Source organism: Micromonospora globispora (assembly GCF_003857015.1).
GTDB classification, from domain to species: domain Bacteria; phylum Actinomycetota; class Actinomycetes; order Mycobacteriales; family Micromonosporaceae; genus Micromonospora; species Micromonospora globispora.
The window spans coordinates 1-1163 of sequence record NZ_QGGF01000271.1 but is presented as its reverse complement, the minus strand read 5'-3'; the positions used below and the strand labels follow the sequence as shown (position 1 = coordinate 1163).

The following is a 1163-nucleotide window of genomic DNA, read 5'->3' as shown; positions in this document are numbered from 1 at the left end:
TGGCGGATCTTGGAGCGGGTGGCGAATGACGTTTTCGGTTTGGCGCGCTGGTTGCGCCAGCGGATGTAGTCGCCGATGGCGGCGTCCTGTTCGGTGTGGCTGCGGTGGTCGGTGCCGTTGAGGGCGAAGTACCGGACGGCGGCGAACTCGGCCTCGATCCAGTTCAGCCAGGACGCGTAGGTCGGCAGGAACACCAGTTCCACCTGGTTGGCGGCGCACCAGGCCCGGACCTCGGGGTGCTTGTGCGGGGAGAAGTTGTCGCAGATCAGGTAGAGCCTCTCGGTGGGCCAGCGGCGGCGCAGCGTCTTGAGGAAGGCCAGGAACTCGCGCCAGCGTTTACGGTCGCGGATGCGGTAGTGCAGCTTTCCGGTGGCCAGGTCGAGGGCGGCGATCATGTGGCGGACGCCCTGGTCGCGGGTGTAGGTGGCCCGCAGTCGCGCCGGCTTTCCCTGGGATCGCCAGGCGCGGCCGGGGCGGGGTTGCAGGTTCAGCGGCCCGAACTCGTCGACGCAGATCACCCGGCCGTCCGCGGGCGGGTGGTCGTATAGGTCCAGGATCCGGCGCATCTTTTCCGTGAAGTCGGGGTCGGTGCTGGCCTTCCAGGTTTTGGTGGCCTGCCAGGACACCCCGCGCTCGTGCAGGATCCGCCGGACGGTCTCGACGCTGATCGTCGTGACGTAGCCGGCCTCGATCAGGTAGTCGCGCAGCTTCGACAGTGACCAGCAGGAGAACGGTTTGCCGAGGAAGCGGGGGTCGCACCGGGCGATGACGCAGATCCAGTCGCGGGTCTGCTCATCGATCCGTCTCGGTGCGCCCCCGCTCCATTTTGGGTCCAGTGCGTCGAACCCCCGCTCGTTGAAGGCGTGGATCACGTCCCGCACGTAGTCCTCGCTGGTCTTGAGCAAGTGAGCGATGTCCGGCGCCGGCTGCCCCTGGGCGGACATCAGCACCACGATCGCCCGGCGCAGCTTCACCGGATCCTTCGCGGTCCGACCGATGCGCTGCAACCGCTGACCCTCGGCCATCGACACCTGACGGACGAACACCTCCGGGCGTCTGCCCACCGGCCACCACCTCCCACCGTGAACGATGAGAGACAGCCTGCCCGACACATCCTCAGAACCGACGGATTACACGATCAACGTTCAAAGACGAGGCACTAG

General features: G+C 66.9%; 1 protein-coding gene. It reads right to left on the bottom strand.

Annotation, left to right across the window (positions count from 1 at the left end):
* On the bottom strand, positions 1–1064 hold a 1064-nt coding region (locus DKL51_RS12730), incomplete at its 3' end, for an IS630 family transposase (protein ID WP_124812069.1).
* Positions 1065–1163 lie beyond the last annotated feature (99 nt).